This window comes from Mesorhizobium sp. CA4 (assembly GCF_020165075.1).
Taxonomy (GTDB): Bacteria; Pseudomonadota; Alphaproteobacteria; order Rhizobiales; family Rhizobiaceae; genus Mesorhizobium.
Genome location: NZ_JAIUHK010000044.1, coordinates 1 through 14302, shown reverse-complemented (window position 1 = coordinate 14302; position 14302 = coordinate 1). Strand labels below are relative to the sequence as shown.

The window sequence follows — 14302 nt, the reverse complement described above, 5'->3', positions numbered from 1 at the left end:
TCCGCCAACTTCTTATTCCCTCTGACGGCGACAAGCCTTCCGCGCCGCATAGTCTAGCCACGCTCACAGTGAGAGAGCAAATGAAATGGGAGGATTTCAATGCGCACTACACTGACCTGCGCCGCGCTTATGCTTGCCCTGGGTTCCGGCTCGGCCCTGGCGCAGTCCGGCGAGATCACCATCTGGAGCTGGAACATCGCCGCCTCGTCGCTGAAGGCGACGGTCGAGGGCTTCAACAAGAAATACCCCGACATCAAGGTCACGGTTCAGGACCTCGGCAACCAGCCCACCTATGACAAATCGATCGCCGGCTGCGCCGCCGGCGGCGTCGGCCTGCCCGATATCGTCTCGATCGAGAATGGCGAGGCGGAAAACTACTGGAGCCAGTTCCCGGACTGCTTCGTCGATTTGCACACGCTGGGTTACACGGCGGAAGACCAGAAGAAATTCCCCGATTTCAAGCGCACCGAGCTCGAAGTCGGCGACAAGGCCTACGCGATGCCATGGGATTCCGGCCCGGTCGCCGTCTTCTACCGCCGCGACTTCTACGAGAAGGCCGGCGTCGATCCCGCCTCGATCAAGACCTGGGACGATTTCATCGCCGCCGGCAAAAAGATCCAGGACGCCAATCCGGGCGTGTCGATGACCAATGCCGATTTCAACGGCGACACCGAATTCTTCCGCATGATCTCCAACGAGCAGGGCTGCGCCTATTTCGCCGAGGACGGCCAGTCGATCACCGTGGCCGAGCCGAAATGCGTCGATGCCATGACCAAGGTCAAGGAAATGAAGGACGCCGGCATCGTGTCGTCGGCCGACTGGTCGACCAAGATCACCAACAACACCGCCGGCACGGTCGCCAGCCAGGTCTATGGCGGCTGGTATGAAGGCACGATCCGTACCGAATCGCCGAAGGAGAGCGGCAAATGGGGCGTCTATCTGATGCCGAGCCTGACCGCCGACGGCCCGCGCGCCGCCAATCTCGGCGGCTCGTCCCTGGCCATCACCTCGGCCTCGAAGAACAAGGAAGCGGCCTACGCCTATCTGAAATATACGCTCGAGACCAATGAGGGCCAGATCACCATGCTGAAGGATTTCGGCCTGGTGCCGTCGCTGATCTCGGCGCTCGACGATCCTTACGTCTCGCAGCCGCAGCCCTATTGGGGCGGCCAGGCCGTGTGGAAAGATATCCTGGCCACGCTGCCCAAGGTGGTGCCGAGCCGCGGCACACAGTTCCAGAGCGACGCCGAGATCATCGTCCGCGCCGTGCAGACCAAATATCTGGCCAACGGCTATCCCGACGCCAAGGCCGCGCTCGACGACGCCGCCAAGCAGATCGCCGCCGCGACAGGTTTGCCGGTGAAGTAGGGCGCCGCCTCACCTTCTCCCCTTGTGGGAGAAGGTGGATTGGCGCGCAGCGCCAAGACGGTTGAGGGGTGTTCCAGCGGAGTGAGACGTTGGCGTTCCCTGGAACACCCTCATCCGGCCGCTTCGCGGCCACCCTCTCCCACCGGGGGAGAAGGGAAAGACAGACGAAAGGAGGAAGAATGCGCACCCAGAACGCCACCGCGTACCGCTTCCTCACGCCTTACCTTCTGATCTTCGCCATCTTCTGGATTTGGCCGATCATCTCTTCCTTCATCATCTCCTTCCAGGCGACCCGCACCGTGCCGTGGCGCTTCGCGCCGACCTTCAACTGGGGTCGCCTTATCGGCGACCCCGCCTTCTACAATGCGCTGAAGAACACGCTTCTGATTCTGGTCATCCAGGTGCCGGTGATGATTGCGCTGGCGATCGTCATGGCGGTGCTTTTGAACTCGCCGCTGTTGAAGGCGCGCGGCCTCTACCGCTTCGCCTTCTTCGCCCCGGTCGTGGTTGGCGAGGTCGCCTATTCGGCCGTCTTCCGGCTGATGTTCAGCCTTGATTTCGGCATCGTCAACAAGCTCCTGGAGAGCGTCGGCATCTCAAAGATCGACTGGTTTTCCAACGTCACGCCGGCCATGGCGCTGATCATGATTGCGGTGACCTGGCGCTGGGCCGGCTACAACGCCATCATCATCCTGGCCGGCCTGCAGTCGATCCCGGAGGACGTCTACGAGGCGGCGACGCTCGACCGCGTCAGCAAGCTGAGGCAGTTCTTCTACATCACCTTGCCGCTGCTGAAGCCGGTCATCGTCTTTTGCGCCGTTCTGTCGATCATCGGCACCATGCAGCTCTTCACCGAGCCGTTCCTGATCACGGAGCGCGGCGGGCCGGGCGGCGGCACCGAGACGCTCGGGCTGCTGCTTTACCGCCAGGGTTTCCGCTCGCTCAATTTCGGCTATGCCTCGGCCGTCGCCTACACCATGGCCGGGCTCGCCATCGCCATCACCCTGGTGCAGCTCTGGCTGATGAGGGAACCGAAATGACTTCGCGCTCCCAAAGGCGGCTCGGGCGGAGCATTGCGCTGCATCTTTTCCTGACGCCGCTGGCGCTGGTCTGGCTGTTTCCGCTGTGGATGATGGTGGTGTTCTCCACCATGCCCGACAACGGCATCTTCAGCCCCGGCATCGAGCTCCTGCCGCACGACAATTTCCTCGACAATGTCGCCAACCTGCAGCGCGACACCAATTTCATCGGCGCCATCGGCATCTCGGTCTCGGTCGCGGTGACCTACACCGTGCTGTCGGTGCTGCTCACCTCGATGGCCGGCTGGGCGCTGGCGCGCTACGAGTTCCACGGCAAGGGCGCGGTCGTCGCCATCATCTTCGGCACCATCACGCTTCCCTATGCGGTGGTGCTGATCCCGCAATTCATCATGGTGGCGCGCGACTTCGCTTTGGCCAACACCTGGATCGCGCTGATCGTGCCGCCGCTGTTCAATTCGCTGGGCGTGCTCTTCATGCGCCAGGCTTTCTCGATGATGCCGGCCGAGCTGTTCGACGCCGCCCGCGTCGAAGGCGTCAAGGAATGGCGCATCTTCCTGTTCGTGGCGCTGCCGCTGGCCCGCCCGATGCTGGCGGCGCTCGCGATCATCCTCTTCCTCGCCTCGTGGAACAACTATCTCTGGCCGCTGCTGATCAACAGCCAGCCGGGCGCTATGACCGCGCCGGTGGCGCTCGGCACGCTGATCGGCCTGACCAAGGTTTCGTGGGGCGGCATCATGGCCGGCGCCGTCATGCTGACGGTGCCGATGCTCGTCGTCTTCGTGCTGTTGCAGCGTCATTTCATCGCCGGCATCGCCGCCGGCGCGGTCAAATAGGAAAGCGCGAGATGCCTCGCCCACTGGGACACAGAATGATCCACCCTAGCTACATCTCGCTCTAACATGGCGGCCGTCACCCTCACCAACGTCGTCAAACGCTTCGGCATCTTTGAAGTCGTCCACGGCGCCAACATCGACATCGCCGACGGCGAGTTCGTCGTCTTCGTCGGCCCCTCCGGCTGCGGCAAGTCCACGCTTCTGAGGATGATTGCCGGGCTGGAGGACATCAGCGGCGGCGACATCGCCATCGGCGGCAAGGTGATCAACGATGTCGAGCCGGCCGACCGCGGCATCGCCATGGTGTTCCAGTCCTACGCGCTCTATCCGCACATGACGGTCGAGCAGAACCTCAGCTTCGGTCTCAGGATGAACGGCAATCCGAAGGCCGACACCGAGCGCCGGGTGAAGCGAGCGGCGGAAATCCTGCGCATCGACGAGTTGATGCAGCGCCGGCCGAAGCAATTGTCCGGCGGCCAGCGCCAACGCGTCGCCATCGGCCGCGCCATCGTGCGCGAGCCGCAGGTCTTCCTCTTCGACGAGCCGCTGTCCAATCTGGACGCCGAGCTCAGGGTGCAGATGCGGGTCGAGATCTCGCGCCTGCACAAGGAGCTCGGCGTCACCATGATCTATGTAACACACGACCAGACCGAGGCGATGACGCTGGCCGACCGCATCGTTGTGCTCAAGGCCGGCAATGTCGAGCAGATCGGCGCGCCGCTCGATCTCTATGACGACCCGGCCAACCGTTTTGTCGCCGGCTTCATCGGCTCGCCGAAGATGAATTTCCTCAGCGCCAAGGTCGTCGAGACGACGAACAGCGCCGCGATCATCGAGCTCGCCCATCACGGCGGCGCCAGATTGCGCAAGCCGCTTTGCGAGACTTTTCCCACCCTTGGCGCCGAGGTGGTGCTCGGCGTAAGGCCGGAGCATTTCTTCGAGGCCGGCGAGGGTGATTGCGACATCCCGGTCAAGGCCGATGTCGCCGAGCATCTCGGTTCCGTCAGCTACGTCTACGCCAATGCCGGACCCGAGGAGCTGATCGTCGAGCGCGAGGCCTCGCGCCAGCGCGCCAGCGGCGACCATTTCACGGTCTCGATCAAGGCGGAACGGGCGCTGCTCTTCGACAAGGCGGGTGCCAGGATCCGCTGACCCGCAAGTTTTCTTTGCCGGCATGCCAGGCGTGGCGGCGACCATGGAGAATTCGACATGACATCTGGAAAAATCCGCTGGGGCATTCTCGGACCCGGCAGCATCGCCAAATCCTTTGCGGGCGGCGTGGCAGGGTCGCGCAACGGCGAACTGGCCGCGCTCGGAGCCCGCAATCCCGCCAAGCCGAGCTTGGCCGAAACCTTTCCGGGCGCGCGCATCCTCGACGGCTATGAGGCGCTGCTCGCCGACAAAAACGTCGATGCCGTCTATATTTCGATCCCGCATCCCGGCCATGCTGAATGGGCGATCAAGGCCGCGGAAGCCGGCAAGCATGTCTTGTGCGAAAAACCGCTGGCGCTGACCGCCTTCGAGGCCGACGCCATGATGCATGCGGCACGCAAGGCCGGCACGTTTCTCGGCGAAGCCTTCATGTACCGGCTGCACCCGCAGACGTTGAAGCTGGTCGAGCTGATCAAGTCCGGCGCCGTCGGCGATGTCCGCCTGATCAAGTCGAGCTTTGGTTTCGCCATGCCGGACTTCATGCCCGAGCACCGGCTCTACGCCAATGATCTCGCCGGCGGCGGCATCCTCGATGTCGGCGGCTACCCGGTGTCGATGGCGCGCCTGATCGCGGGCGCGGCGGCGGGGCAGCCCTTCCTCGAGCCCGTCAAGGTGGTGGGCGCCGCCCATCTCGGCCAGTCCGGCGTCGACGAGTGGGCCTCCGCGCTGCTCACCTTCGCCAACGGCATCGTCGCCGAGGTCTCCTGCAGCATTTCGCTCAACCAGGACAACGTTCTGCGCATCTTCGGCACCAAGGGTCAGATCGAGGTGCCCGATTTCTGGTTCGCCGGTGGCAACCGCGACGTCGGACCGGGCCGGATCGAGGTGATCCGGTCCGGGGCGGCTCGCGAGGTGATCAGCCTCGGCGAGACTCGCCACCTCTATTCCTTCGAGGTCGATGCCGCCGGCGAGGCGATCCTTGCCGGACGGCAGGAGTTCGCCTGGCCAGGCATGGGTTGGTCCGACAGCCTCGGCACGCTGCGCGTCCTCGACAAATGGCGCCATGCGGTCGGGCTGGAATATGACATTGAAAAGCCGGCTAAGCGCATCAACACCCTCTCCGGCCGACCGCTGCGGACCAACGGCACCGCCATCGGCAAGCGCGCCATCCCCGGCCTGCCGCGCGCAGTGTCGCTTCTGGCGCTCGGTTTCGAGGATTTCCGCACCTTTTCCTCCGGCTCGATCCTGCTCGACGCCTATTTCGAGGCCGGCGGCAATCTGTTCGACACCGGCTACGTCTATGCCGCCGGCTACACCGAGACGCTGCTTGGCCAATGGCTCAGGAATCGCGGCGTGCGCGAGCAGTCGGTGATCATCGCCAAGGGCGCGCATTCGCCGCTCTGCTATCCCGATGTGATTGCGAAGCAGCTGGCGCAGTCGCTCGACCGGCTGCAGACCGACCATGTCGATATCTATTTCATGCACCGCGACAATCCGGACGTGCCGGTCGGCGAATTCGTCGACGCGATGGACGCAGAGGCCAAGGCCGGCCGCATCCGCGGCCTGTTCGGCGGCTCCAACTGGACGATGGAGCGCATGGACGCGGCCATCGCCTATGCCGAAAAGAACGGCAAGCAGAAGCCCGGCGCGCTCTCCAACAATTTCTCGCTGGCCGAGATGCTGGAGCCGATCTGGCCCGGCTGCGTCACCTCTTCCACGGACGACTGGAAAGCCTGGCTAACGGCAAGGCAGATGCCGAACTTCGCCTGGTCCAGCCAGGGCCGCGGCTTCTTCACCGAGCGCGCCGGCCGCGACCGGACCGACAATGAAGAGCTGGTGCGGGTCTGGTATTCGGAAAAGAATTTCGGCCGCCGCGACCGCGCCATCCAACTGGCGCGAAAGCTCGGCAAGAGCCCGATCCATGTCGCGCTTGCCTACGTGCTGGCGCAGCCCTTCCCGTCGGTGCCGCTGATCGGCCCGCGCAGGCTGGACGAGCTTGAAGACAGTCTTAGGGCGCTGGATATCAAACTGACGCCGGAGGATCTGGCGTGGCTGGATGAGGGGCCGGAGAGACGGAGGGCGTAGCGCTGACGCTGGAGATTAGCGAAACCCTCCGTGACGGCCAATCTCCCCCCTTGCGGGGGAGATGCCTGGCAAGGCAGAGGGGGGTGCTGTCCCGCCGACCTCTCCAACTGGCTTACAATCCAGGCCGGCGTGACGACCTGGCCAAGGTAGCGTTCCGTCACACCCCCCTCTGGCCTGCCGGCCATCTCCCCCGCAGGGGGGAGATCGGCAGCTTCGCCGCCCCGCCAACATCTCAGGCCCGCCTACCGATCCACCCGTGTCGACAGAATAATCGACGACGACGTCCGCTCGACCCCGTCCATCGCCCCGATCCGATCAAGCAGCGCGTCAAGATCCCGGATGGACGGCGCGTCGACGATGACGATCATGTCGAAATTGCCGCTCACCGAATGCACTGTGCGGACCGGCGGCATCGCCGCGAGGCTGCGCACCACCTTGTCGGCGAGCTTCGGCGTCACGGTGAGCAGCACATGCGCCTTGACCAGCCCTTGCTCATAATCGGGCGACAGCCTGACCCCATAGCCCGTGATGATGCCGCGCTGCTCCAGCCGCTCGATGCGGCTCTGCACCGTGGTGCGCGACACGCCGAGCTGACGCGCGAGCTCGGCGGTCGAGGCGCGGGCGTTGGCGCGCAACAAGGTAAGCAGCGCCTGTTCGGCTTGACTGATCATTTCGACGAAACCTTTCGGCATATCGCTCAAACTTAAGCTTCATATTGCAAGATTCCACGCTTCCTTTCGACCGGCAAGCTGCAAGGATTCTCGCCACATCGCAATCAGCATTGGCAGGGGATATGATCAGGAAGAACATCGTTGTCGTCGGCGCCGGCAAGATCGGCTCGACCGTCGCCGAAATGCTGAACGCCACGGGCGACTACCGCGTCACGCTGGTCGACCGCTCGGCGGCCCAGCTTGCCGCTGCCGAACTGCCGGCCGGCATCGCGACGCAGGAGCTCGATATCACTGCCTCGGGTGAGCTCGAAAACGTGCTTGCCGGCAAATTCGCCGTACTGAGCGCCGCGCCCTTCCACCTCACCACGCGCATCGCCGAGGCGGCCGCCGCCACCGGCGTGCACTATCTCGACCTGACCGAGGACGTGGTCTCGACGCGCCGCGTCAAGGAGCTGGCGCGTGACGCCAAAAGCGCCTTTATCCCGCAATGCGGCCTGGCGCCGGGCTTCATCTCGATCGTCGCCAACGATCTCGCCAGCCGCTTCGACACGCTGGAAAGCGTGCGCATGCGCGTCGGCGCGCTGCCGCAATATCCGTCCAACGCGCTGAACTACAATCTCACCTGGAGCACCGACGGCGTCATCAACGAATATTGCGAGCCCTGCGAGGCGATCGTCGAGGGCGAGCTGATCGAGGTGCCGCCGCTGGAGGAGCGCGAGGAATTCTCGCTCGACGGCGTCACCTATGAGGCCTTCAACACCTCCGGCGGTCTGGGCACGCTCGCCGAGACGCTGAAGGGCAAGGTGCGCACGCTGAACTACCGCACCATCCGCTATCCCGGGCACGCCGCGATCATGAAGGCGCTGCTCAACGACCTCGGCCTGCGTCATCGCCGCGACGTGCTCAAGGACATTTTCGAGAGCGCCCTGCCGGCGACGCTGCAGGACGTGGTCATCGTCTTCGTCACCGTATCGGGACGCCGTAACGGCCGCCTGCTGCAGGAGACCTACGCCAACAAGATCTATTCGCAGCGCGTCGGCAACATCGTGCGCAGCGCCATCCAGATCACCACCGCCTCCGGCATCTGCGCCGTGCTCGACATGCTGGCCGACGGCTCGCTGCCGGCGAGCGGCTTCGTCAAGCAGGAAGACATCGCCCTCGACGCCTTCCTCGCCAACCGCTTCGGCCGCGCCTATGCCCAGCACGAGATGGTCAGCCGGCTCGCAAGCTGAGCTGTATAATCTCCCCCCTCGAGGTCCCCTCGAGGGGAGATGTCGCCGAAGGCGACAGAGGGGGGCCCCCCCGCGCGTGGAGCGCTAACCTCCATCTGTCCGCAAGGGAGGTCGCATCCGGTCGCACCGACCCCCTCTGGCCTGCCGGCCATCTCCCCCTCAAGGGGGGAGATTACGCTGCCCTAAACATGCAGCGCGTGGCCCAGCGCCTTCAGCGCCGCTTCCTGGAAGCCTTCGCCCTGCGTCGGATGCGCATGGATCGTGCCGGCGATGTCCTCCAGCCGCGCGCCCATTTCCAGCGCCAGGCCAAACGCCGCCGACAGTTCCGACACGCCCTGCCCGACCGCCTGGATGCCCAGCAGCAGATGGTTGTCGGCACGTGCCACGACCCGCACAAAACCGTCCTCGCCCTGTTTGGTCATGGCGCGGCCGTTGGCGGCGAAGGGGAACTGGCCGATCTTGATCTCGCCGGCGAACGCCTTCGCCTCTTCCGGCGTGAGACCGGCGGCGACCAGCTCCGGATCGGTGAAGCAGATCGCAGGGATGGCGCGCTTGTCCCAGCTTCTTTTATGACCGGCGACGATCTCGGCCACCATCTCGCCCTGCGCCATCGCCCGATGCGCCAGCATCGGCTCGCCGGTGACGTCGCCGATGGCAAAAATACCGCGCATCGAGGTGCGGCACTGGTCGTCGATGCGGATGAATTTTCCTGCCATGTCGAGGTCGATCCGCTCCAGTCCCCAGCCTTCGGTCAGCGGCTTGCGGCCGACCGTGACCAGGATCCTGTCGGCGGTGACCTTGGCGTTCATGCCCTCGGCGGTTTCGACCAGCAGCGCATCGCCCTTGGTCGACAATCCCTTGGCCTTGACGCCCAGCATCACCTCGACGCCGAGCTCGCCAAGCCGCTTCAGCACCGGTCGGGTGAGTTCCGCATCATATTGGGTGAGCACGCGCGGCAGGGCTTCGACCACGGTGACCTTGGCGCCCATCTTGGCGAAGGCCATGCCGAGTTCCAACCCGATATAGCCGCCGCCGACGACCGCGAGCTTCTCCGGCACTTCGCTCAGCGCCAGCGCCTCGGTGGACGAGATGACCGGGCCGCCGAAAGGCAGGAACGGCAATTCGACCGGCGCCGAGCCGGTGGCGATCACCACGGTCTCCGCGTGGATGACCTGCGTGCCGGTCTCGGTCTCGACCTCGACGGTCTTGCCGTCCCGGAACGTCGCCCAGCCTTGTACGGTTTTCACCTTGGCCTTTTTCAAAAGTCCGGCCACGCCGCTGTTGAGCCGGCTAACGATGCCGTCTTTCCATGCTATGGTCTTGGTCAGGTCGAGCGTCAGAGCACCGACCTTGATGCCCAGCGGATCCTTGCCGCCGGCAATATGCGCGATCTTCCCGAACTCTTCCGCGGCATGGATGAGCGCCTTGGACGGGATGCAGCCGACATTGAGGCAGGTGCCGCCCGGCTTGCCGAACTCGACGATGACCGTGTCGACGCCGAGCTGTCCGGCGCGAATGGCGCAGACATAGCCGCCCGGCCCGGCCCCGATGACAAGCAGCTTGCAGGAGATTTCTTTCATCTTGTCAGCCCTTTCGGCGATGGCCGGCGCGCGCCTTCCCTTCCCCCCCTTGTGGGGGAAGGTGGATCGGCGCGTCAGCGCCGAGACGGATGAGGGGTGTTCCAGCGGAGTGAGACGCAGGCGTTCCCTGGAGCACCCCTCATCCGTCGCCTGCGGCGACACCTTCTCCCACAAGGGGAGAAGGGGGAGCGCGCATCCTGGCGCCGCGACGTTCGAGATCAACTTCACTCCCTCAATCCAAAAAGATCAGCGCCGGCGTCTCAAGCAGCGCCTTGATGCGCTGCACGAACACCGCGGCATCCCAGCCGTCGATGACGCGGTGGTCGAAGCTGGACGACAGGTTCATCATCTTGCGCGGGATGAACTGCGTGCCGTCCCACACCGGCCGCACCATCATCTTGTTGACGCCGACGATCGCCACTTCCGGATAGTTGATGACCGGCGTCGTCGCCACGCCGCCCATGGCGCCGAGCGAGGTGATGGTGATGGTCGAGCCGGAAAGCTCCTCGCGGCTCGCCGTGCCGGCCTTGGCCGCATCGGCCAGCCGGTTGACCTCTGCCGCGCAATCCCACAGGTCGCGCGCCTCGGCATGTTTCACAACCGGCACCACCAGCCCGTTCGGCGTCTGCGCGGCGATGCCGATATGGATGCCTTCATGCCGGTGGATGATGCCGGCATCGTCGTCGAACAAGGCGTTGAGGTTCGGCTGCTCGCCAATCGCCTTGACCATCGCCCGCATCAGGAATGGCAGCAGCGTCAGCTTGGGCCTTTCCGTCCCCTTGGCGCCGCGCTTCTCCTTGTTGAGCGTGGCGCGCAAGTCCTCCAACGCGGTGACGTCGATCTCCTCGACATAGGTGATATGCGGGATGCGCGATTTCGCCAGCGACATCTTTTCGGCGATCTTGCGCCGGAGACCGACGACCTTGATGTCCTCGACGCCGTCCTTGCGGGCAAGCCCGGTGGCGCGGGCAACTTGCGGGCCGCGCGCGAGGAACGCGTCGATATCCTCATGGCTGATGCGCCCGGCCGGACCGCTGCCCGCAACCTGGCGCAGATCGATGCCGGCTTCCTTTGCGCGCAGGCGGACGGCAGGCGAGGCAAGCGGCTTCTCGCCTTCCGCGCGCGGCGGGTCTGAAAGGCTGGGCATGGCGCGACCCTTTTTAGCGCCGTCATCGTGGGACTTGTCCCGAGAATCTGCCGACCTGCGTGGATGCGACGCCGCCAGTTCCGGGGAACCAGCGGATCCTCGGGACGAGCCCGAGGATGACGGCGCTACGTCTTGCACAGGCTGGAGGGGAAGACGATCGCCATGGCTCGGCCCAGCGGGGATGCCGTCGGCACCACTCTCACCTGGCGAGATGTTTTTCACATTGCCGTCGCCGGCCACCTTCAGCCGCACGATCGGCGAGCCGATCGCCACCGTGTCGCCGATCTCGGCGCCCAGCCACAGGATCTCGCCGTCGACCGGCGAGGGGATTTCGACGGTTGCCTTGTCGGTCATGACGGCGGCGAGCACCGTGTCCTCGCGCACAAGGTCGCCGACCTTGACGTGCCACTCGACAAGCTCGGCCTCGGCGACGCCTTCGCCGACATCGGGAAGCTTTATGACGTGCTCGCCCATCTCAGGCCTCCCCCCTCTAAGCTTCCAATGTTTCGATCAGCGCGCGCCCGACTCGCGCCGGACCGGGGAAATAATCCCATTCCTGCGCATGCGGATAGGGCGTGTCCCAGCCGGCGACCCGCGCCACTGGCGCTTCCAGATGATAGAAGCAGTTCTCCTGCACCAGCGCCGCCAGCTCGGCGCCGAAGCCGGAGGTCAGCGTCGCCTCGTGCACGACGACGCAACGACCGGTCTTCTTCACCGATGCGACGATCGCCTCGAGATCGAGCGGCAGCAGCGTCCTGAGGTCGATCACCTCGGCGTCGATGCCGGTCTCCTCGGCCGCTGCCTGCGCGACATAGACCATCGTGCCGTAAGCGAGCACGGTGACCGCGGAGCCTTGCCTGCGTATCGCCGCCTTGCCGAGCGGAATCGTGTAATGACCATCGGCGACCTCGCCGAGCTCATGCTTCGACCATGGCGTCACCGGTTTGTCGTGGTGGCCGTCGAACGGGCCGTTATAGAGCCGCTTCGGCTCGAGGAAGATCACCGGATCCGGATCCTCGATCGCCGCGATCAGCAATCCCTTGGCGTCGTGCGGATTGGAGGGCACGATCACCTTCAGGCCCGAGACATGGGTGAACAGCGCTTCCGGGCTCTGGCTGTGCGTCTGGCCGCCGAAAATGCCGCCGCCGGTCGGCATGCGCACCACGATCGGGCAGGTGAAGTCGCCGTTCGAACGGTAACGCAAGCGCGCCGCCTCCGATACGATCTGGTCGTAGGCCGGGTAAACATAGTCGGCAAACTGCACCTCGACGCAAGGCCGCAGCCCATAGGCGGCCATGCCGATGGCCGAACCGACGATGCCGGACTCGCTGATCGGCGCGTCGAAGCAGCGGCTCTTGCCGTATTTGGCCTGCAAGCCTTGCGTGGCGCGGAAGACGCCGCCGAAGAAGCCGACATCCTCGCCATAGACGATGACTTGGCTGTCGCGCCCCATCGATACGTCCATGGCGTCGCGGATCGCCTCGATCATGGTACGCCTGGGCATGGTCACACCCCCGCCTGCTGGCGCTGGCGTCTCAGATGCGGCGGCATCTCGGCATAGACGCCTTCGAACATGTCGCGCGTCGACGGCTTGCCGCCGGCATGCAGCGTGCCGTGGCTTTCGGCTTCCTTCTGCGCCGCGATCACCGTCTCGAGAATCTCGGCTTCCGCCTGCGTATGGCGCTGTTCCGACCAAACGCCTTTGTGGATGAGATGGTTCTTCAGCCGGATCACCGGATCGCCGAGCGGCCAGGCGTCGGACTCGGCCTTCGGCCGGTAGGCTGACGGATCGTCGGAGGTCGAATGCGCGCCGGCGCGGTAGGTGACGTATTCGACCAGCGTCGGCCCGAGATTGGCGCGCGCCCGCTCCGCCGCCCATTTGGCCACGGCGTGGACAGCGAGATAGTCATTGCCGTCGACGCGCAGCGACGGGATCCCGAAGCCGAGCCCGCGCGCGGCAAAGGTGCCGGAGCCGCCGCGCGCGATGCCCTGGAAGGTCGAGATCGCCCACTGGTTGTTGACGACGTTGAGCACGACAGGCGCCTTGTAGGTCGAAGCAAACACCAGCGCAGCATGAAAGTCTGACTCGGCCGTGGAGCCGTCGCCGATCCAGGCGGCGGCGATGCGCGAATCGTTGGAGATGGCCGAGGCCATCGCCCAGCCGACCGCCTGGATATACTGCGTCGCCAGATTGCCGGAGATCGAGAAGAAGCCGTGCTCCTTTGACGAATACATGATCGGCAATTGCCGGCCCTTCAGCGGATCGGCCTCGTTGGAATAGATCTGGTTCATCATCATGACCATCGGATAGCCGTCGGCGATCAAAAGGCCGGCTTGCCGGTAGGTCGGGAAGTTCATGTCGCCGGGCCTCAGCGCCTTGCGGAAAGCACAGCTCACCGCCTCTTCGCCCAGATGCTGCATGTAGAAGGAGGTCTTGCCCTGGCGCTGCGCCATCTGCATGCGCGCATCGAAGGTCCTCAGCGTCACCATATGGCGCAGGCCTTCGAGCAATTCCTCGTCGCCGAGCAGCCCGGCCCACGGCCCGACGGCCTCGCCGGCGCGGTTCAGCACGCGGATGATGGAGAAAGCCATGTCGCGGATGCTGCGCGGATCGACGTCGATCTCCGGACGCGGCACCGAGCCGGCCTTGGGGATGGTCACATTCGAGAAATCGGGCGTGCCGCCGGGCCGCACCTCGGGCTCGGGGACATGGAAGCGCAACAGTCCAGCGTCGGCCATGAGCTCACATCCTCCAATGTTGCCGGTGCGATCTTTGCACATCCGCGCCGCCAGACCAGTGCCAAATTCGCCGGACCTCGGCACGGCCTTCCTCCCGGGCCGTCAGCTCGGCTGAGCAATGCGGTACGCAAGCGACAAGATGCAGATATGGCGACGAAATTTCTTGTCGATGTTTTTGCCCGCCGCGCAATTTGGCGGAAGTTTGCGGGGCGATTGCCGCCAGAAAAGACAACCTATGCATGCGCGGCGGCCGCCGCAGTTAATCTCCCCGTCGTGGGAGAGACGCCCGGCAGAGCAGAGGCGGGCGTGACAGGCGCTACTTTAGGATCGTCATTCTAAGGCGGAGCAAGGAGCGGAGCGACGCGCGTAGACCCTAGAATCCTGTGTGTTGGTTCTGGTGTATGGTTGAAGTGGGAAGGAGGCCGAGTGGATCCTGGTCGTCCTTTCGGACAGGC

At 64.8% G+C, this 14302-nt stretch carries 11 protein-coding genes; 6 read left to right on the top strand and 5 right to left on the bottom strand.

Annotated elements, in window-relative coordinates:
• The first annotated feature begins 99 nt into the window (after positions 1–99).
• The 5 genes from LB528_RS26430 to LB528_RS26410 all read left to right on the top strand — a co-directional run bounded on the left by LB528_RS26430 (position 100) and on the right by LB528_RS26410 (position 6478).
• A complete protein-coding gene (locus tag LB528_RS26430) occupies positions 100–1368 on the top strand; it encodes an ABC transporter substrate-binding protein (protein ID WP_224515352.1) in 1269 nt (422 codons plus the stop codon).
• Positions 1369–1547: 179 nt separating this feature from the next.
• Complete coding sequence (locus LB528_RS26425; RefSeq protein ID WP_224608942.1) at positions 1548–2408, top strand: carbohydrate ABC transporter permease; 861 nt, start codon at positions 1548–1550, stop codon at positions 2406–2408.
• Positions 2405–3241, top strand: a complete 837-nt coding sequence (locus LB528_RS26420; RefSeq protein ID WP_224515348.1) for a carbohydrate ABC transporter permease — start codon at positions 2405–2407, stop codon at positions 3239–3241. Before LB528_RS26425 ends, LB528_RS26420 begins: the two co-directional genes overlap by 4 nt.
• A gap of 66 nt (positions 3242–3307) precedes the next feature.
• Positions 3308–4393: an ABC transporter ATP-binding protein gene (locus tag LB528_RS26415; RefSeq protein WP_224716856.1), complete on the top strand. Its 1086-nt coding sequence runs from the start codon at positions 3308–3310 to the stop codon at positions 4391–4393.
• A gap of 57 nt (positions 4394–4450) precedes the next feature.
• On the top strand, positions 4451–6478 hold the full coding sequence (locus LB528_RS26410) for an aldo/keto reductase (protein WP_224716855.1): 2028 nt from the start codon (positions 4451–4453) through the stop codon (positions 6476–6478).
• 242 nt (positions 6479–6720) lie between these two features.
• Here the strand turns inward: LB528_RS26410 and LB528_RS26405 are convergent, their stop codons facing one another.
• Positions 6721–7149, bottom strand: coding sequence for an Lrp/AsnC family transcriptional regulator (locus LB528_RS26405; RefSeq protein WP_224716854.1), 429 nt, complete (start codon positions 7147–7149; stop codon positions 6721–6723).
• Between the two features lie 122 nt (positions 7150–7271).
• Between LB528_RS26405 and LB528_RS26400 the strand changes: the two genes are divergently transcribed.
• Positions 7272–8381, top strand: a complete 1110-nt coding sequence (locus LB528_RS26400) for a saccharopine dehydrogenase family protein (protein WP_224716853.1) — start codon at positions 7272–7274, stop codon at positions 8379–8381.
• Between the two features lie 182 nt (positions 8382–8563).
• On the opposite strand, the gene lpdA is transcribed toward LB528_RS26400, so the two are convergent.
• The 4 genes from lpdA to LB528_RS26380 all read right to left on the bottom strand — a co-directional run bounded on the left by lpdA (position 8564) and on the right by LB528_RS26380 (position 13847).
• On the bottom strand, positions 8564–9961 hold the full coding sequence (lpdA, locus tag LB528_RS26395; RefSeq protein WP_224716852.1) for a dihydrolipoyl dehydrogenase: 1398 nt from the start codon (positions 9959–9961) through the stop codon (positions 8564–8566).
• 232 nt (positions 9962–10193) lie between these two features.
• Positions 10194–11582 (bottom strand): dihydrolipoamide acetyltransferase family protein, encoded by a 1389-nt coding sequence (locus tag LB528_RS26390; protein ID WP_224716851.1) that lies wholly within the window; start codon positions 11580–11582, stop codon positions 10194–10196.
• Between the two features lie 16 nt (positions 11583–11598).
• The gene (locus LB528_RS26385) at positions 11599–12612 is read right to left on the bottom strand and encodes an alpha-ketoacid dehydrogenase subunit beta (RefSeq protein ID WP_224515333.1); all 1014 of its coding nucleotides are present in this window, start codon (positions 12610–12612) and stop codon (positions 11599–11601) included.
• A gap of 2 nt (positions 12613–12614) precedes the next feature.
• A complete protein-coding gene (locus LB528_RS26380) occupies positions 12615–13847 on the bottom strand; it encodes a 3-methyl-2-oxobutanoate dehydrogenase (2-methylpropanoyl-transferring) subunit alpha (protein ID WP_224515330.1) in 1233 nt (410 codons plus the stop codon).
• Positions 13848–14302 lie beyond the last annotated feature (455 nt).